16 protein-coding genes are annotated in these 17,250 nt (G+C 74.9%); 7 read left to right on the top strand and 9 right to left on the bottom strand.

Features of this window, described 5'->3' with window-relative positions; translation table 11 throughout:
• The first annotated feature begins 260 nt into the window (after positions 1 to 260).
• Positions 261 to 1,718 (top strand): alpha/beta hydrolase family protein, encoded by a 1,458-nt coding sequence (locus ACZ6EJ_RS14820; RefSeq protein WP_469267357.1) that lies wholly within the window; start codon positions 261 to 263, stop codon positions 1,716 to 1,718.
• A gap of 176 nt (positions 1,719 to 1,894) precedes the next feature.
• The gene (locus ACZ6EJ_RS14815; protein ID WP_469267356.1) at positions 1,895 to 2,923 is read left to right on the top strand and encodes a phosphotransferase; all 1,029 of its coding nucleotides are present in this window, start codon (positions 1,895 to 1,897) and stop codon (positions 2,921 to 2,923) included.
• 381 nt (positions 2,924 to 3,304) lie between these two features.
• Here the strand turns inward: ACZ6EJ_RS14815 and ACZ6EJ_RS14810 are convergent, their stop codons facing one another.
• The 6 genes from ACZ6EJ_RS14810 to ACZ6EJ_RS14785 all read right to left on the bottom strand — a co-directional run bounded on the left by ACZ6EJ_RS14810 (position 3,305) and on the right by ACZ6EJ_RS14785 (position 9,063).
• On the bottom strand, positions 3,305 to 3,901 hold the full coding sequence (locus ACZ6EJ_RS14810) for a hypothetical protein (RefSeq protein WP_469267355.1): 597 nt from the start codon (positions 3,899 to 3,901) through the stop codon (positions 3,305 to 3,307).
• Between the two features lie 60 nt (positions 3,902 to 3,961).
• Positions 3,962 to 5,128, bottom strand: a complete 1,167-nt coding sequence (locus ACZ6EJ_RS14805) for an ROK family glucokinase (RefSeq protein WP_469267353.1) — start codon at positions 5,126 to 5,128, stop codon at positions 3,962 to 3,964.
• Between the two features lie 133 nt (positions 5,129 to 5,261).
• Positions 5,262 to 6,125 (bottom strand): ATP-binding cassette domain-containing protein, encoded by an 864-nt coding sequence (locus ACZ6EJ_RS14800; RefSeq protein ID WP_469267351.1) that lies wholly within the window; start codon positions 6,123 to 6,125, stop codon positions 5,262 to 5,264.
• Positions 6,122 to 7,168: an ABC transporter permease gene (locus ACZ6EJ_RS14795; protein WP_469267349.1), complete on the bottom strand. Its 1,047-nt coding sequence runs from the start codon at positions 7,166 to 7,168 to the stop codon at positions 6,122 to 6,124. Before ACZ6EJ_RS14795 ends, ACZ6EJ_RS14800 begins: the two co-directional genes overlap by 4 nt.
• Positions 7,165 to 8,175, bottom strand: coding sequence for a sugar ABC transporter substrate-binding protein (locus tag ACZ6EJ_RS14790; RefSeq protein ID WP_469267347.1), 1,011 nt, complete (start codon positions 8,173 to 8,175; stop codon positions 7,165 to 7,167). The genes ACZ6EJ_RS14795 and ACZ6EJ_RS14790 overlap by 4 nt, the downstream gene beginning before the upstream one ends.
• A gap of 129 nt (positions 8,176 to 8,304) precedes the next feature.
• Positions 8,305 to 9,063: a GntR family transcriptional regulator gene (locus ACZ6EJ_RS14785; RefSeq protein ID WP_469267346.1), complete on the bottom strand. Its 759-nt coding sequence runs from the start codon at positions 9,061 to 9,063 to the stop codon at positions 8,305 to 8,307.
• 118 nt (positions 9,064 to 9,181) lie between these two features.
• Here ACZ6EJ_RS14785 and ACZ6EJ_RS14780 point away from each other — a divergent pair, with 118 nt between their 5' ends.
• A complete protein-coding gene (locus ACZ6EJ_RS14780) occupies positions 9,182 to 10,195 on the top strand; it encodes a Gfo/Idh/MocA family protein (protein ID WP_469267344.1) in 1,014 nt (337 codons plus the stop codon).
• A gap of 15 nt (positions 10,196 to 10,210) precedes the next feature.
• Here the strand turns inward: ACZ6EJ_RS14780 and ACZ6EJ_RS14775 are convergent, their stop codons facing one another.
• Positions 10,211 to 11,173: a DMT family transporter gene (locus tag ACZ6EJ_RS14775; protein WP_469267343.1), complete on the bottom strand. Its 963-nt coding sequence runs from the start codon at positions 11,171 to 11,173 to the stop codon at positions 10,211 to 10,213.
• 211 nt (positions 11,174 to 11,384) lie between these two features.
• Between ACZ6EJ_RS14775 and ACZ6EJ_RS14770 the strand changes: the two genes are divergently transcribed.
• From ACZ6EJ_RS14770 to ACZ6EJ_RS14760, 3 genes are all read left to right on the top strand, one after another.
• Positions 11,385 to 12,026 carry a TetR/AcrR family transcriptional regulator gene (locus ACZ6EJ_RS14770; RefSeq protein WP_469267341.1) on the top strand — a complete coding sequence of 214 codons (642 nt, stop codon included), beginning with the start codon at positions 11,385 to 11,387 and terminating at the stop codon, positions 12,024 to 12,026.
• A 221-nt stretch (positions 12,027 to 12,247) separates the two neighbouring features.
• Positions 12,248 to 13,003 carry an SDR family NAD(P)-dependent oxidoreductase gene (locus ACZ6EJ_RS14765; protein WP_469267339.1) on the top strand — a complete coding sequence of 252 codons (756 nt, stop codon included), beginning with the start codon at positions 12,248 to 12,250 and terminating at the stop codon, positions 13,001 to 13,003.
• A gap of 86 nt (positions 13,004 to 13,089) precedes the next feature.
• Positions 13,090 to 13,920, top strand: a complete 831-nt coding sequence (locus tag ACZ6EJ_RS14760; RefSeq protein WP_469267337.1) for an aldo/keto reductase — start codon at positions 13,090 to 13,092, stop codon at positions 13,918 to 13,920.
• A gap of 77 nt (positions 13,921 to 13,997) precedes the next feature.
• On the opposite strand, the gene ACZ6EJ_RS14755 is transcribed toward ACZ6EJ_RS14760, so the two are convergent.
• Positions 13,998 to 14,327: a putative quinol monooxygenase gene (locus ACZ6EJ_RS14755; protein ID WP_469267336.1), complete on the bottom strand. Its 330-nt coding sequence runs from the start codon at positions 14,325 to 14,327 to the stop codon at positions 13,998 to 14,000.
• A 127-nt stretch (positions 14,328 to 14,454) separates the two neighbouring features.
• On the bottom strand, positions 14,455 to 15,804 hold the full coding sequence (gene allB / locus ACZ6EJ_RS14750; protein WP_469267334.1) for an allantoinase AllB: 1,350 nt from the start codon (positions 15,802 to 15,804) through the stop codon (positions 14,455 to 14,457).
• 332 nt (positions 15,805 to 16,136) lie between these two features.
• Between allB and ACZ6EJ_RS14745 the strand changes: the two genes are divergently transcribed.
• Positions 16,137 to 16,937 (top strand): IclR family transcriptional regulator, encoded by an 801-nt coding sequence (locus ACZ6EJ_RS14745; protein ID WP_469267333.1) that lies wholly within the window; start codon positions 16,137 to 16,139, stop codon positions 16,935 to 16,937.
• Positions 16,938 to 17,250: the final 313 nt, after the last annotated feature.

Genomic DNA, 17,250 nt, shown 5'->3' with positions numbered 1-17,250 from the left:
CCCACACGCACCCCCCCCCCCCCCCCCCCCCCCCCCCCCCCCCCCCTCCCCCCCCCCCTCCTCCCCCCCCTCCCCCCCCCTCCCCCCCCCCCCCCCCCCCCCCCCCCCCCCCGCCGGGGTACGACCGCGGGATGATCGCCGCTCCCTCCCCCGGTCGCAGAACGGCCGCTCACCGGGCGTGCGCGTGTACGACCCCGGTCGTACACGCTCGCGACCGGGGATGGACGCGGCACCGGGCGCCCGGCCCCGAGGATGGCCGGGTGACCGAGATCATCGCGGGACTGTACGTGTCCCCTACGGAAATCCTCGCCGTCCTGGGCGCCGCCGCACTGGTGGTGGCGCGCTGGCTTCCTCCCGCTGTCCGCGCACGGGCCACGGTCGCCGCGGTGGCGGTCCTCGTGCTGTCCGCGATCGTGCTGAGTGCGGTGGGGAGCCGCTGGCAGATGCTGCCGGTACTGGCGGGCGCCGCCGCCGCGTTGCCGTTCGCCCTCTCCCCCCTGGTGCGACGCCGTACCGGCCGGCCGGCGTGGCGGGCCCGGCGGTGGCTGGCCCTGCCGGCGTCGGCGGCCTGCCTCGCCTTGATATCCGCGGGCCCGGTGGCCGCGTGGGCCTTTCCCGTGCCCGTCTTCCCCGAGCCGTCGGGCCGCTTCGCGGTCGGCACCCGTGTGGTGCAGTGGACCGACCCGCACCGCCCCGAGACGTTCACCGCCGATCCGCGCGACCGGCGCACGGTCGTGGTCCAGCTCTGGTATCCCGCGCGGAAGAGCCCCGCGGGCGCGCAGCGGGCCCGGTACCTCGGACGCACGGAGCACGAGGCGCGCACCGTCTCCGCCGCCCTCGCCCGCCAGGTCGGCCTGCCCGGATTCCTGGTCGCCGGCGTCCCGCGCGCCCGCAGCCACGCGGTCGTCGACGCCCCGGTGGCCGGCGGGGGCGGACGGTTCCCGGTCGTGCTCTTCTCCCCCGGATCGGGCGGCGTGCGTACCCAGAACACCGCCTGGGCGGAGGAACTGGCCGGCCACGGCTACCTGGTCGCCGCCCTCGACCACCCGTACGACTCCGCCGCCGTGGTCCTCGCGGACGGCCGAACGGCGCACACCAGGACCGCCTCCACCGGCGACCGGCGGAAGGACGACGCGTTGGCGGCCGACTGGACGGCCGTCCGGGCCGCCGACCTCAGCTTCGTCCTCAGCCGGCTGGAGCGTCCGGTCCGGGGGGAGGAGGAGACCGGCCCGCTGACAGCACGTCTGGACACCCGTCGGGCCGCGGTCGCCGGCCATTCCATGGGCGGGGCCGCCGCTCTCCAGGCAGCCCGGCGGGACCGCCGGTTCGACGCCGTCATCGACCTGGACGGCTACCCCCACGGCCCCGCCTCCCCGCCCCTCCACCAGCCGACGCTCGCACTCACCCAGGCCCTCACCTCCGCGACCGACCCGCGCTACCTGCCTCGCCTCACCGAGGCCCTCCGGCACAACACCGCGACGAGCTACCGGCTCCCCCTTCCCGGCTCCGCACACCTCACCTTCATGGACGGCCCCCTGTACCTGCCGCCCGTGCCCTCGATCGTCGGCTCCCTGGGCCGGACCGAGAGCCCGCGCGTCGTCGCCGCGACCACGCTCGCCTTCCTGGACACCGCCCTGCGGCACAGACCCGGCGACCTGGCGGCCGTTCTGTCGTCCTACGGCGACCTCGGCGTCCACCGCCCGGACGGCAGCCGCTGATCGGACGGGCCGCGGCAGCGGGCGGCACGGCGAGCCGTCCTGGGTCGGCCTCCGGGCGTCCGACGACGCCCAGGCCGTCGCGGGGCCTCCGGGCCGCCCGCCCCGGCGTACGCCCGGCCCCGATCGGCTCGCGGACCGTACGGACCGCCGAGACGGCCGAGGTCTACGATCGGCCCATGGAGACGCCGCTGCCGTACGGGGACGGGTTGCGCACGCGGCTGGGCGCGCCCGCGCGGGCCCGTCGGCTGACCAGCAGCCCTCGCTCACGCGTCTGGCGGGTGGATCTGGGCGGGACCCCGGCGGTCCTCAAGCAGATCGTCGGCGGGACGGACGCCGCCGCCCGGTACGCCCGCGAGGTGGAGGCGCTGCGGCTCGCCGCACGGGTCGATCCGCCCCTGGTCCCCCGCCTCCTCGCCACCGATCCGCGGATGTGCGTGCTGGTGCTGGAGCATGTGGAGCACCGCCGTCCGGCCGCCGACTGGATCGTCGACCACGCCGCGGCCCTGGCCCGCCTGCACTCCGCCACGCGCCCGGAGGACGTCGGCCGCCTGCCCGCGTGGCAGGGCCCCACCCGAGGCGACGCGGTCTCCTTCCTTCGGCTGGCCGGCACCTTGGGCGTCGCCGCCCCGACCGGTGTGCCCTCCGAGCTCGACGCCTTGGTCGACCGGCTGGCCCGGACCGGGGGGCACAGCCTGCTCCACGGCGACCCCTGCCCCGGCAACGACCTGCACACCGCGGGCGGAGTCCGGTTCGTCGACTTCGAGCAGGCGTCGCTGGGCGACGGGATCATGGAGCTCGCCTATCTGCGCATCGGCTTCCCCACCTGCTGGTGCGCCACCGCGCCGCCCGACGCGCTCCTGGCGCGGGCCGAGGCGTCCTACCGGAGAGTCTGGCGGGACGCGACCGGCGCCGAGGCGACCGGAAGCCTGGCCGACGCGTGCGCCGGCTGGCTGATCCGGGGCGACGCCCTGGTGGAGCGGGCCCACCGGGGAGCCGTCGACCATCTCGCCCGCGTCCCCGACCACGACTGGTCGTGGGGTACGGCGACCGCCCGGCAACGGCTGGTCCATCGGCTCGGCGTCGTCGCCCGCATGACCGCGGACCCCGGCCCGCTCACCGGTCTGAGCCGGCTGGCCGCGGATCTGCGGGAGCGCCTTCTCGCCCGGTGGCCCGCGTTGGGCCCGCTGCCGGCCCGACGACCGTAGCGGGCCCGGCGGCCGGGGACGACCCGGCGGCTGCGGCGGACTCGGCGGTCAGGGGAGCCTGTCGGCCGAGGACGGCCCGACGGCCGCGCGGACCCGGCGACTGCGGCGGACCCGGCGGTCAGGGGAGCCTGTCGGCCGAGGACGGCCCGACGGCCTCTGGCGGGCCCGCCCCCTGGGAAGACCCGACCGCTGCGGAGGGCCCGACCACCGTTGCGGCCCCGACCGTCGCACGAAACCAGGCTGGGCGGGTAGGGCCCGCCGCCCAGGAAAACCCGACCGCCACAGGAAGCCCGACCGCCGTGGGAGACCCCACGACCGCGGCGACGCGGCCGCCGTGGACGGTCCGACCGCCGGGGAGGCGCGCGCCGGGTGGGCGTCCGGTCAGGGGGTCGCCGCCGACACCACGTAGACCACGGGGCTGGCCGGGTCGGTCATGTTGACGGTGATGTTCTGGGTGGGGCGCGGTTTGTCGTTCCGGTGGGTGACGCTGGCCCACTCCTGGGTCGGGGCGAAGGACCAGCCGGTGATCTTCAGGTCCCGTTCCCCGATGTCGATCCGGTCGGGCACCAGGGCCGCGCGGCCGGTGCCGACGCCGCTCAGGAAGCGGTCGAGTCCGGCCGAGGTCGTACGGAACTTCGCGTACATCCGGCTGGTCTTCCAGTTGTTGGTCTCGTAGTACTGGACGCCGACGGCGTTGCCGGGGATCGGGACCTCGAAGATGCGGCGCTGCATCCGGGAGGGCCAGCCCTCACGGAGGCCCTGGGCCGCCGCCTCGGCCTCCTTGTCCTTGCCCGAGCGGCGGCTCTGGCCCGCCGAGATGAGCAGGTAGCCCGCCGGGATGCCGATCAGGAGCACGATGATCGTGGCGGTGATGAACCGTCGTCCGAACACCCGCCGGGGGCTCTCGGGCGGCTTGCCCTCGCCGTCGCCCGGCGACTGCGACTGGTGCGGCACCACGGGGTGCTCGGCTGCGATCATGATCAGGTGGTCCCTAGGGTGCTGCGGTCATGGCGTGCTGAGGGGGACGGCGCGCGGGGTTCAGTCGGCGATCCGGGCGGAGCGCGTGCTGCGGATGGTGCTCGCCGCCTGGTCGTAGATCTGGGCGTAGCGCTCGTACCGCTCGACGCGGCGCCGGTTGGCCCGGCGGAAGCGTCGGGCGACCAGCCGGGCCAGGTCCGCAGCGCCGACCATACCGGCCTCCGGGCCGAGCTGCGCCTTCGCGATCCTGGCCTCGGGGCGGTAGCCGCGGCCGGTGAGGTGGCGTTTGAAGGCGTCGCGGGCGGGGCCGATCAGGAGGTCGTCGGCCGCGCTGACGCCGCCCCCGATGACGAAGCAGGACGGGTCGAGCGCGGCGGCCAGGTTGGCGATCCCGACGCCGAGCCACTGGCCGATGTCCTGGAGCAGCTCGATGCACATCGCGTCGCCCTCGCGGGCCAGTTCGGTGATGAGCGGGCCGGTGATGTCGGGGATGCTGCCCTTCACCCGGTCCAGCAGGTAGTGCGCGACGGGGGAGTCGGCGGCGGCCAGCTCCCGGGCCTCGCGGACCAGGGCGTTGCCGGAGCTGTACTGCTCCCAGCAGCCCCGGTTGCCGCAGGGGCAGCGGTGGCCGGAGGGCACGACCTGCATATGGCCGAACTCACCCGCGACCCCGTACTTGCCGCGCTTGACCTGGCCGTCCTCCAGGATCGCGCCGCCGATGCCCGTGCCGAGGGTGATCATGACGAGGTGGTCCTCGCCGCGCCCCGCGCCGAAGCGCCATTCCGCCCAGGCCGCCGTGTTGGCGTCGTTGTCGACCATGACGGGGACGACGAGGCGGGAGGCGATGGCGTCGCGCAGGGGCTCGTCGCGCCAGGCGAGATGCGGGGCGAAGAGGACCTTGGAGCGGTCGGCGTCCACCCAGCCGGCCGCGCCGATGCCGACGGCGTGCACGTCGTGCCGGTCGGAGAGGTCCAGGACCAGCTCGACGATGGTGTCCTCGACGACCTTGGGGCTCTTGGACTTGTCGGGCGTCTCGGTGCGCAGTTGTTCCAGGATGTTGCCGTCGGCGTCGACGACGCCCGCCATCACCTTGGTGCCGCCGATGTCGATGCCGACCGTGGGGACGCGGGGCGCGGTGAGGTGGGAGCGGCGTTCCTTGGTGCCGACGGTCCGGAGGACGGTGGCGCGGGCGGAGCCGCGGTGGGCGAAGTCGCGGTACGTGCTCATCGTCCCTGCGGGGTCGGGGGGCCGGGCGGCTGCGGCGTCCGGCGGCGGACGGCGCCCGCCGTGCTCGATTCTGCCACTGCCGGACCGGTGGGGCCGGTGGGCGGGGTCGGCGGCGACGGGGCGGGCCGCCGGGTCAGGGGGCGCCGCCGCCGGCCTGGGGGCCGCCGAGGCGGGTGGGCGCGGGGGCCCGCTCCAGCTCGTGGCTCAGCTCCTCCAGCTCGCTGCCGCCCGCCATCTGCCTGGTCAGCTCGTCCAGCGTGACGTCGTCCTTCGTGTGGCTGCCGGACATCGTGCCGCGCTTGAGCAGGACGAACCGGTCGCCGACGAGGTAGGCGTGGTGGGGGTTGTGCGTGATGAGGACCACGCCGAGGCCGGCGTCGCGGGCGGCCGCCACGTACTTGAGGACCACGCCGGACTGCTTGACGCCGAGGGCCGCGGTCGGCTCGTCCAGGACCAGGACCTTGGCGCCGAAGTAGACGGCGCGGGCGATGGCCACGCACTGGCGCTCGCCGCCGGAGAGCGTGCCGATGGGCTGGTCGACGTCGCGCAGGTCGATGCCCATGCGCAGCAGCTCGGCGCGGGTCGTCTCGCGCATCAGCCTCACGTCGAGGCGCTTGAAGGGACCCGCGCCGGTGGTCGGCTCGGAGCCGAGGAAGAAGTTCCGCCAGACCGGCATCAGCGGGACGACGGCGAGGTCCTGGTAGACGGTGGCGATGCCCCGGTCCAGGGCCTCGCGCGGGTTGGCGAGGGAGGTCTCCTCCCCCTCGATCAGGAAGCGCCCGGCGTCGTGCCGGTGCAGCCCCGCGATGATCTTGATGAGGGTGGACTTCCCGGCGCCGTTGTCGCCGAGCACGCAGGTGATCTGCCCGGCGTGCACCTCCAGCGAGACGTGCTCCAGGGCCTTGATGTTGCCGTAGTACTTGGCGACGTCGGCCAGCTCGACCAGCGGGCCGCTCGAAAGCTCAGGGGTGGCCGTCAGCTCAGGGGTGGCCGTCATGCCGTCGCCTCCGCGCGCTTGCGCACCCACGCGTTGAGCAGGGTGGCCAGGAGCAGCATCGCTCCCAGGAAGAATTTGAACCAGTCCGGGTTCCACTCGGCGTAGACGATGCCCTTGCTGGTCATGCCGAAGATGGCCGCGCCGACCGCCGAGCCGATCGCGGAGCCGTAACCGCCGGTGATCAGGCAGCCGCCGATGACGGCGGCGATGATGTACGTCAGCTCGTTGCCGACGCCCTCGCCGGACTGGACGACGTCGTAGCTGAACAGCAGGTGCTGGCCGGAGACCCAGGCGGCGAAGGCCACGCCCAGGTAGAGCCCGATCTTGGTGCGGAAGACCGGGACGCCGACCGCGCGGGCGGCGTCGGCCTCGCCGCCGACGGCGAAGATCCAGTTGCCGAAGCGGGTGCGCAGGAGGATCCAGGTGGCGACCGCGACGAGCGCCGCCCACCACAGGATGGTCACCTTGAACTCGACGCCGCCGAGGGTCAGCGTCGAGGCGAACACGGCGCGGGCCGACGTGAAGCCCTCCATGTCGCCGATGGCCTTGGTGGAGACGGTGCCGCTGATCAGTTTGGTGAGGCCGAGGTTGAGGCCGGTCAGCATCAGGAACGTGCCGAGCGTGATGATGAAGCTGGGCAGCTCGGTGCGGGTCAGCATGAAGCCGTTGAACGCGCCGATGGCGAGCGTGACCAGCAGCGACACCAGGACGCCGACCCAGACGTTGGCCGTCATCTGGTAACTGAACATCGAGGAGACCAGCGCGGAGCTGGTGACCAGCACCCCGGCGGAGAGGTCGAACTCCCCGCCGATCATCAGCAGCGCGACCGGTGCGGCCATGATGCCGAGGGTGGAGGCGGCGTACAGCACGGTGCCGAAGCTGGACGCCTGGAGGAAGCTGTCGGCGACGATCGCGAAGAAGAGGAAGACGGCGGCCGCGCCGACGACGGAGCCCAGCTCGGGGCGGCCGAGCAGCCGGCGGAGCGGCGAGGTCCGCACCAGCCGCTCGTCGGTCTGCCGGGGGGCGGTGGTGGAGCCGCTCATCGCGTGCCCCGCTTGGTGTAGTCGGCCAGCGCGTCGGCGTCGTCGGCGGTGATGACCTGCGGTCCGGTCAGGACGGGCAGGCCGCCGCCGAGGGCGTTGCGGTTGTAGCGGTACAGCCAGAGCAGGTCGACGGCCTCGTACCCCTGGAGGTAGGGCTGCTGGTCGACGGCGAAGCCGAGCTTGCCGTCCTGGAGGCCGGTGGCGACCTTGGCGTTCAGGTCGAAGGTGTCCACCTCCGCCTTGCTGCCCGCGGTCCGCTTGGCCTGGACGGCGGCGTCGGCGAAGGGGGCGCCGAGGGTGACGACCGCGTCGATGGCCCGGTCGGACTGGAGCTTGGCCTCGATGGACGCCGTGACGTCGGGCATGTTGGTGCCGTCGACGTAGAGGTTCTGCATCGTGCCGTCGAACGTCTTCTTCGCCCCGGCGCAGCGCTGCTCGTGGCCGACGTTGCCCTGCTCGTGCAGGACGCACAGGGCCTTCTTGCGGCCGCGGGTGTTCAGCTCGGTCCCGACGGCCTCGCCGGCGATCGACTCGTCCTGGCCGATGTGGGCGAGCGCGCCGAACTCCTTGGACTCGGCGGAGCCGGAGTTGACGGTGACGACGGGGATGCCCGCCTTGACCGCCTTGGCGACCACGGCCTTCATCGCGTCCGGCTTGGCCAGCGAGACGATCAGCCCGTCGACCTTCTTGTCGATCGCGGTCTGGACGAGCTGGGCCTGCTGCTGGGCCTCGTCGTCGTGCGAGTAGAGGAAGGTGATGTTGTCCTTGACGGCCGCCTGCTCGGCGCCCTTCTGGACGATGTCCCAGAAGGTGTCGCCGTCGCCCGAGTGGGTGACCATGGCGAAGGTCCAGCGCGGTGTGTCCACCGCGGAGCGCCCCTCGGCCGCGGCGGCCGCGCGCTCCTCGGCACGCTTGCCGCCGGTGCTGCTGCATCCCGCGAGGGAGGCGCCGAGCACCACTGCCAGCACGGCGCCCATGACGCGTACCCCTGTCCGAACCCTTGCCACGACGCCGTGCCCTTCTACCGCTGCTCGCTGTGCTGCTTGACGGGGTCGGGGAGTGTACGGTCCCGGCCCCGCTGCCCAAGTATCCCCGAGCCCTGCCCGCTCCCGCCCGGCAGGGGCCGGGGGCGGGGCTCAGGGGCGTACGAGGAGCTGGAACTCGAAGGCGTACCGGGTGGCGCGGTAGAGGTGCGAGCCGAACTCGACCGCCCGGCCGGTGTCGTCGTACGTGGTGCGCTCCATCGTGAGCAGCGGGGCGCCCGCCGGCTCCTCCAGCAGCCGTGCCCGGCGCTCGTCGGCGGCGCACGCGCCGACGGACTGGCGGGCGCTGTGCAGGGTGATGCCCGAGGCGCGCAGGAGCCGGTAGAGCCCGGTGGCCTCCAGCTCGTCGGTGGCCGGCGGGAGCAGGCCGGGCGGCAGGTGGTTGCGCAGGAGGGCGATCGGTTCGCCGTGGGCGCTGCGCAGCCGCTCGACGAGGCGCACCTCGCTGCCCTCCGCGACGCCGAGCGCGGCGGCGACCTCCGCGCCGGCCGGTTCCGTCGTGTTGCGCAGGACGCGGGTGGCGGGGCGGCGGCCGGCCGCCTCCAGGTCGTCGTAGAGCGAGCCGAGCTCCGGCGGGCGGGGGACGGTGCTGTGGACGACCTGGGTGCCGACGCCCCGGCGGCGCACCATCAGCCCCTTGTCGACGAGCGACTGGACGGCCTGGCGGACGGTGGGGCGGGACACGCCGAGGCGGTGCGCGAGGTCGATCTCGTTGCCCAGCAGGGAGCCGGGGGGCAGGCGGCCCTGTTCGACGGCGGCCTGCAACTGCCGCGCCACCTGCACGTGGAGCGGCACGGGGCTGGTGCGGTCCACGCTCAGCGGCAGCGGCTGATCGGCTCCTCGTGCGGTCACGGGGCGAGCGTAGTTCGCTTGTCCGGACAAAGCCACGGTGCGGTGGGCCGGGCCGACGCGGGCCGTTTGTCAGGACAAATCCTTGACAGGACGACCGGCCGAAGCCACCTTGGGGGCCATGCGCATCGGACTGATCGGTACGGGACGGATCGGCACGTTCCACGCACAGGCGCTGAGCCGCCACCCCGCCGTGGACGCCCTGCTGCTGGCGGACGCGGACCCGGCGCGGGCCGCCTGTGCGGCGGCGCGGACGGGGGGCTCGGCCGTCTCGGTGGACGCGCTGTTCGGGGGCGGGGGCGGCGGCCGGCCCGACGCCGTGGTGATCTGCTCGGCGACCGCGGCCCACGCCGGCCACATCGCGCGGGCCGCCCGTGCGGGGCTTCCCGTGTTCTGCGAGAAGCCCATCGCCCTCGACCTGCCCGGCACGCTGGCCGCGCTGGCGGAGGCCGAGGCGGCGGGCAGCGTGCTGCAGCTCGGTTTCATGCGCCGCTTCGACGCCGGGTACCGGGCGGCGAGGGAGGCCGTACGGGCGGGCCGGCTCGGGCGGCTGCACACCGTGCGGGCCGTCACCTCCGACCCCGCCCCGCCGCCCGCCGCCTACCTCCCGCTCTCCGGCGGGCTGTACCGCGACTGCCTGGTCCACGACTTCGACGTCCTGCGCTGGGTCACGGGCCGCGAGGTGTCCGAGGTGTACGCCGCCGGCTCGGACGCCGGGCCCGCGGTGTTCCGGGCGGCGGGCGACGTGGACACGGCCGCCGCCCTGCTCACCCTGGACGACGGGACGCTCGCCACCGCCACCGCGACCCGGTGCAACGGCGCCGGGTACGACGTGCGGCTGGAGCTGGCGGGCGAGCGGGACCAGATCGCCGTGGGCCTGGACGACCGCACCCCGCTCACCTCGGTCGAGCCGGGAGCCCCCGGCGCCCCGGTGAAGCCCTGGCCGGGCTTCCTGGAGCGGTTCGCCCCGGCGTACGAGGCGGAGCTGGACGCCTTCCTGCGCGTGGTGCGCGGCGAGCTGGCCAACCCGTGCGACGGGCGGGAGGCCCTGCAGGCCCTGCGGATCGCCGAGGCGTGCGCGACCTCCCGCCGCGAGCGCCGCCCGGTCGCGCTGGCCGAGATCCCGGGCGGCTGAACGCCGCGGCCGGGCTCAGGGCGCGGCCGGGGCGCGCTCCCGGTCCGCGCCGCGGCGGCCCCAGGCGGTGCCCGCCAGGACGAGGACCGCGCCGACCGCGCCGACGGCGCCGAGCCGTTCCCCGCCGAGGCTGATGCCGACGGCGGCGGCCCACAGCGGTTCGGTGCCGAGCAGGAGGCTGACGCGGGACGGCGAGGTGCGGCGCACCGACCACATCTGCACGAAGAACGCGAACAGCGTGCAGAACACCGAGAGGAAGACCAGGCCCGCCCACTCCCGCGCGCCGAAGTCCGCCGCCGCGGCCCACGGCGACGCGCCGGTGCCCGGCGCCGCGGCGAGGACGGCGAAGACGGCCACCGCGCAGCCGAGCTGGACGGTGGTCAGGGAGAGCGGGTCGGCGTCGCGGATCGCCCTGATCCGGGCCATCGCCAGGACGTGGACGGTCCGCGCGAGGGCCGCGCACAGCATCAGCAGGTCGCCGCCCGAGGGACTGGTGAACCCGCCGCCCCAGGTCAGCAGGGCCACCCCCGCGACGGAGAGCCCGGCCGCGGCGACGAAACCGGCCGGCGGGCGGACGCGGGTCGCCGCCGCTTCGGCGAGCGGCGTGAAGACCATGGTCAGGCTGATGATCAGCCCGGCGTTGGTGGCCGAGGTGTGCACCACCCCGTAGGTCTCCAGCAGGAAGATGCCGCTCAGCACCAGGCCCAGCACCCCGGCGCCCCGCCACTGCGGGAGGGTGAGCGCCCGCAGCCTGCGCCACCCGACCGCCACGAGCACCGGCAGCACGACCGCGAAACGCAGGACCAGGACGGCGATGACGGTGTGGGCGGTGGTGATGCCCTTGGCCGCGAGATAGCTCGCGCCCCAGACGACGGCGACCGCGAGGACGGGCAGGTCGGTGGTCCAGGCCCGGCGCGGGGCGGCGAGGGCGGGCACGGCGGCAGTGGACACCTGGTTCTCCTGGATCTCCCCGGACATGGTGGGAGACCTCACCGGCTCGCACGCGGAACGATCACGCTACGCGCCGGGCGGCGCAGAAGGGAACACCTGTCTCAGCACTCGGATCGTCGCGGGGCATCGCCCGTGGTCAGGGGCGTGCGGCCGGCCGACCGGGCGGCGGCGGGTCCGCCGACCGCCCCGCCGCTCCCTAGACTGACGCCTCGATAACTCTGAGGCGCGGAGTGGTCACATGGTGTTGGTGAGGGCGGACGGGCGGGTCGAGCGGGGGAACCAGACCCGGCAGACCGTGCTGGGGCGGGCGGTGCAGATCGCCTCGGTCGAGGGTCTGGAGGGGCTGTCGCTGGGGCGGTTGGCGACGGAGCTGCGGCTGAGCAAGAGCGGGGTGTTCGCCCTGTTCGGCTCGAAGGAGGAACTGCAACTGGCCACCGTGCGGGCCGCGGTGGCCGTCTACGTCGACCATGTGCTGCGCCCCGCCCGGTCGGTGCCGCCGGGGCTCGGGCGGGTCTGGCGGCTCTGCGAGGCGTGGATCGCCTACTCCCGCGGCCGGGTGTTCCGGGGCGGCTGCTTCTTCTACGCCGCCACCGCCGAGTTCGACGCCCGCAGCGGCAAGGTGCACGACGCGCTGGCGTCCGCGCAGACGGGGTGGGTCACCTTCGTGGAGCAGACGATCGAGGAGGCCAGGGCGGCCGGGGAGCTGGCTCCGGAGACCGATGTGTGCCAACTGGCGTTCGAGGTGATCGCCCTGCTGGAGCTGGCCAACGCCGAGTCGGTGCTCCAGAACAACGCGCTCGGCTACGACAAGGCCGCGCGCTCCATCCTGGGCCGGTTGCGGGCGGCCGCGACGGACCCGGCGCTGCTGCCGGCCGGCTGAGGCCGGGGCGCTCCGGGGCCGCCGGGGCCGGGGCCGCCCGCCGGGGCCGGAGGTGGCCGAATCGCGCCGGTCCGGTAGGCGGGGATCGCGATGCCGCGGGGCGTGGAGCGGGCCGGCGGTGGGCGTCCGATTCCCGCCGGTGCGGAGGCCGCCGGCCGCGTTTGCTGGTGATCGCCGCCGAAGCGACGGCGATCACCAGCCGCGAGGAAGAGGAACCCGTCATGTCCAGCATCACCCCCGTAAGCCCTTCCCACCGGGCCGCCCTGGTCACCGGAGGCAGTCGGGGCATCGGCGCCGCCGTCGCGCTGCGGCTCGCCCGTGAGGGCGCGGACGTCGCCGTCACCTACGTCCGCGACGAGGCGGCGGCCCGCGCGGTCGTGGCGGAGATCGAGGGGCTCGGCCGCCGGGCCGCCGCCCTGCGCTGCGACGCGGCCGACGCCGAGGCGGCCGCCGACGCCGTGCACCGGGCGGCGGACGCGCTCGGCCGGCTCGACGTCCTGGTCAACAACGCGGGCATCGGCCTCCTGGGCCCGATCTCCGCGCTCACCCCGTCGGAGGTGGACCGGGTGCTGGCCGTGAACGTGCGGGCGGTGTTCCTCGCCTGCCGGGCGGCCGCGGACCGGATGGCCGACGGCGGCCGCATCGTCTCCGTCGGCACCGCCCTGAGCCGGTACACGGGCGGGCAGGGCGCCACGCTCTACACGATGAGCAAGTCCGCCCTGGCCGGGCTGACCAAGCCGCTCGCCCGCGAGCTGGGGCCGCGCGGCATCACGGTGAACCTGGTCCAGCCGGGTCCGGTCGACACCGATCTCAACCCGGCCGACGGGCCGTACGCCGAGGGCCAGCGCGCCGCGACCGCGCTGGGCCGGTTCGGCACGGCGCAGGAGGTCGCCTCCCTCGTCGCGTACCTGGCGAGCGCGGACGCGGCCTTCATCACCGGCACGGAGGTCGTGGTGGACGGGGGCCACGCGGCCTGACCGGCCCCGGCCGTCCGCCGAGCTGCCCCGTCCCGCCCGCGCCCCTACGCTGGCCGGGACGGGGCGGCGACGGGAAGGACACGGCCATGTCCGGCACACCGGTGTACGTGCTCAACGACGGAACCGAGCTCCCGGCGGTGGGGTTCGGCACCTACCCGCTGGACGACGCCCAGGCCGAGGAGGCCGTCGCGGGGGCCCTGGAGACCGGCTACCGGCTCGTGGACACGGCGGTGAACTACGGCAACGAGGCCGGCGTCGGCCGGGGCATCGCCCGCAGCGGCGTCCCGCGCGAGGAGGTGCTGGTCACCACGAAGGTCCCCGGCCGGCACCAGGGGTACGAGGCGACGCTCGCCTCGTTCGAGGAGTCGCGGGCCCGCCTCGGCCTCGCGTACGTCGACCTCTACCTGATCCACTGGCCGCTTCCGCGCCTCGACCGGTACGTGGAGACGTGGCGGGCGATGATCAGGCTCCGCGAGGAGGGCCTGGTCCGCTCCATCGGCGTCTCCAACTTCACCGCCGGGCACCTGGAGCGACTGGAACGGGAGACGGGCGTGCTGCCCTCGGTCGACCAGATCGAGATGCACCCGCTGCTCCCGCAGGAGGAGCTGCGGGCCGCGCTCACCGCGAAGGGCGTCCGCGCGGAGAGCTGGAGCCCGCTCGCCCGCGGCCGGGAGGTGCTGGAGGACCCCTCCACCGTGGCGATCGCCGAGGACCACGGGGTGAGCCCCGCCCAGGTCGTGCTGCGCTGGCACACCCAGCTCGGCGCGGTGCCGCTCCCGAAGTCGGCGGACCCGGCGCGCCGGCGCGAGAACCTCGACCTGTTCGGGTTCGAGCTGACGGCCCAGGAGTTGACGACGATGGCGTACGGGCGGCAGCGGCGGTTCGGCGGCGACCCGGAGTCCCACGAGGAGTTCTGAGCGTCGGGCGAGTCCTGTGCGGGGGCTCGGGGAGCCCGCGAAGGGGGTCCGAGCGCCCCGCCGGGGGCGGCTCGCGGTCAGCGGTCGCGCGGGGCGACCTCCGCCATCCGGGACCAGCCCTCGCCCTCCACCTCGACGTTGATGATCTCGGGGACCTCGGCCACCATCTCCGACATCGTCTCGATCGCCGCCGTGAAGTGGTCGGAGTTCACGTGCGCCTCCCCGGCCGCCGCGTCGGCGAAGGCCTCCAGCAGCACGAACCGGTTCGGGTCGTCCACGCTGGTGGACCAGTCGAAGAAGACGTTGCCGGGCTCGGCGCGGGTGGCGGCGGTGAAGTCCGCCAGCGCGGGGAGCCAGTTGTCGCGCTCCTCGGCGCGGGCGGTGAACCTGACGGCGATGAAGATCATGGGGTGCTCCTGGTCGGTACGGGAGACAGGCGCGGGCCCGGCCCGCAGGCCGCCCGCCCCTTCCCGACCAGGGTGGCACACCCGTACGCGACCGGACCGACCGGGCAGACCCCCGGCGACCGCCCGGTCAGGGGCGTTCGGGCCTCTCCAACAGGCGGCCGACGGGTTCGGCGCAGACGCCGTCCGCCGCGATGCGGACCCCGCGCAGCCAACTGGAGCGGACCACGCCGTGCAGGGTCTTCCCCGCGTAGGCGGTGACCTGGTTGCGGTGGAACAGCTCGGCGGGGTCGACGGTGAAGGTCGCCTCGGGGTCGAGGACCGCGAAGTCGGCGTCGCGTCCGGCCTCGATGGCCCCCTTGCCCGCCAGACCGGCCAGCGCCGCGGGGGCGGTCGACATCCAGCGGGCCACGTCGTCCAGCGAGTGGCCGCGCCTGCGGGCCTCGGTCCAGACGACGGGCAGGCCGAGCTGGAGGGAGGAGATGCCGCCCCAGGCTGAGGCGAAGTCCGGGGTCTTCAGGTCGGTGGTGCAGGGCGAGTGGTCGGAGACGATCGCGTCGATGGTGCCGTCGGCGAGCCCGGCCCACAGGGCGTCCTGGTTGGCGGCCTCGCGGATGGGCGGGCAGCACTTGAACTCGGTCGCCCCGTCGGGGACTTCCTCGGCGGTGAGGGTGAGGAAGTGCGGGCAGGACTCGACGGTGACGCGGACGCCCCTGCGCTTGGCGGCGGCGATCAGCGGCAGGGCGTCGCTGGAGGACAGGTGCAGGACGTGGACCCGCGCGTCGAGCCGCTCGGCGTGCGCGATCAGGCTCTCGATCGCGCTGTTCTCCGCGTCGCGCGGACGGGAGGCGAGGAAGTCGGCGTAGGCGGGGCCGGGGCGCCGGGGGGCCTCGGCGAGGTGGTGCGGGTCCTCGGCGTGCACGATGAGCAGTCCGCCGAAACCGGTGATCTCCGCCAGGGAGCGGGCCAACCGCTCCTGGTCCAGCTCCGGGAACTCCTCGACGCCCGAGGGCGACAGGAAGCACTTGAAACCGAAGACCCCGGCCTCGTGCAGGGGGCGCAGATCCTTGGTGTTGGACGGGATCGCGCCGCCCCAGAAGCCCGTGTCGACGTGCACCTGCGGGGCCGCGACCCGCCGCTTGACGCGCAGGTGCTCGACGGTGGTGGTCGGGGGCAGCGAGTTCAGGGGCATGTCGAGCAGGGTGGTGATGCCTCCAGCGGCGGCCGCGCGGGTGGCGGTGGAGAAGCCTTCCCACGCGGTGCGGCCGGGGTCGTTCACATGGACGTGGGTGTCGACCAGGCCGGGCAGCAGGACGTCGTCGCCGAAGTCCTCCAGGCGGGCCCCCGCCGGCGTCGCGGCGTCGTGGGGCAGGACCGCGTCGATGGCGCCGCCCGCGACCGCGACCGCCGCCGGGCGGGTGCCCTCGGGGGTGACGACGCGCGTCGAGCGCAGTATCAGGTTCACGTCCGGACCGGGCACCCGTGCTCCTCACTCCAGGAATTCAACGAACTGTTGAAGCTGCGGCGAGTCTTCACGCGGCGGGGAGCCCCGTCAAGACCCCGTCGCCACCACCGGGGGCGGGCGGACGCCAGGACGTCCGACTGGGAGGTTTCCACGAAGAAGAAGTCATGTTTCGCAGGGCGGAACGTAGCATGTGCCGGAAGCGGTGACGCCGGACCGCCGCCGACGGCCGCGGACACCGGGACAAAACCGCCCCTGACCGGCACCGACGCCGAGTGGGCGACGGTGGGCCGATCGGACGCCGCCCGGTAGGCTGCAGCCTTGCCTTCCGCTTCGAAAGGACCGTTGACGTGCCGCCGTCCCACGCCAGCACAGCCGACTCCAAGCCCTCCGGTTCCAGCGGCGGGGTGCAGTCCCTGGAGCGCGCCTTCGACCTCCTGGAGCGGATGGCCGACGCCGGGGGCGAGGTCGGGTTGAGCGAGCTGTCCGCGAGCAGCGGCCTGCCCCTGCCCACCATCCACCGGCTGATGCGCACCCTGGTCGTCTGCGGTTACGTCCGCCAGCAGCCCAACCGCCGCTACGCGCTCGGCCCCCGCCTGATCCGGCTCGGCGAGTCCGCCTCCCGGCTGCTCGGCACCTGGGCCCGCCCCTACCTCCAGCGCCTGGTGGAGGAGACCGGCGAGACCGCCAACATGGCCCTGCTCGACGGGGACGAGATCGTCTACGTGGCCCAGGTGCCGTCCAAGCACTCCATGCGGATGTTCACCGAGGTGGGCCGCCGGGTGCTCCCCCACTCCACCGGTGTGGGCAAGGCGCTGCTGGCCCACACCCCGGCCGACGAGGTCCGCGCCCTCCTGGCCCGGACCGGTATGCCGGCCGCGACGGAGAAGACCATCACCACGCCGGAGGGCTTCCTCGACGCCCTGGAGCAGGTGCGCGCCGCTGGCTACGCGGTGGACGACAACGAGCAGGAGATCGGGGTGCGGTGCCTCGCGGTCCGTGTGCCGGGCTCCCCCACCGGGGCCGCGATCTCCATCTCGGGACCGGCGGGGCGGGTGACGGAGGCGGCGACCGAGCGGATCGTGCCGATCCTCCAGGAGGTCGCGGAAGAGCTGTCGGGCGCGCTGGCGAGCAGCGGCGCGAACGGCTGAGCGGGAGCGGCGGCCGAGGCCCTGGGCCCTCGGCCGGTGTCGCCCTGTGCGGGCGGAGGGCGGTACGGGCGGAGGCCGGTGCCGCCCTTCTGCCCGTACCGCCCCGGCCGCACGGCAGCGGTACGGCCGTCGCGAGCCCGGTCGGCAGAGGCCGGCGGCACGGCCGTGGGGGGGGGGGGGGGGGGGGGGGGGGGGGGGGGGGGGGGGGGGGGGGGGGGGGGGGGGGGGGGGGGGGGGGGGGGGGGGGTGGGGGAGGGGGGGGGGGGGGGGGGGGGGGGGGGGGGGGGGTGGGGGCGCGCGTTAGAGAGGGTCT

Source organism: Streptomyces sp. NPDC041970, assembly GCF_055588985.1.
The sequence above is the reverse complement of the archived record's forward strand: the minus strand, read 5'-3'. Positions and strand labels throughout refer to the sequence as shown.